This is a genomic window from Brachyspira catarrhinii, assembly GCF_005518285.1.
Taxonomy (GTDB): domain Bacteria; phylum Spirochaetota; class Brachyspiria; order Brachyspirales; family Brachyspiraceae; genus Brachyspira; species Brachyspira catarrhinii.
In genome coordinates this window covers 1-580 of record NZ_SJDU01000732.1, presented here as the reverse complement: position 1 = coordinate 580, position 580 = coordinate 1, and the positions used below count along the sequence as shown (strand labels likewise).

General features: G+C 37.9%; 1 protein-coding gene. It reads right to left on the bottom strand.

Annotated elements, in window-relative coordinates; translation table 11 throughout:
* The coding region (locus tag EZH24_RS13240; protein WP_137999469.1) for a glycerate kinase family protein at nt 1-580 on the bottom strand (580 nt) is incomplete at both ends.

Genomic DNA, 580 nt, shown 5'->3' with positions numbered 1-580 from the left:
GGGGAATATTATTCGATCTTTTCGCTATTCCTACGGGAACTTTTCCTTTTTTGGTTTGTCCGTCTATCGCCCCCTCGCCCGTTATTATAAGCGAAACATCTTTTATTTCGTTTTCAAAATCCACAATATCCAACACGGCGTCTATTCCGCTTTTTAATTCGGCTTTGCAAAAGGCTATCAAACCTCCGCCCAATCCTCCCGCCGCTCCCGAACCTTCTATATAATCTATCTCTTTATTAAATTTTTCTTTTACCAATCTTGCGACATTTTTTAATCCGTTATCCAATAAATCGAAACTTTCTTCCGTCACTCCTTTTTGCCTTCCGTAAATTGCAGTCGCTCCGTCTTTTCCGTAAAGAGGATTTTTTACATCGCAGGCTACATTTATTTTTACATCGAAAATTTTTTTATAGACATTTGAATCGTCTATTTTTGCAATTTTAATCATATTTTCCGCTATTGCTTCAAGTTCGTTTCCGTTTGAGTCAAAAAATTTATATCCCAAAGCGTTAGCCATTCCAATTCCGCAATCGTTCGTGGCGCTTCCTCCTATTCCTATAGTCGTTATCAAACCGTTTTT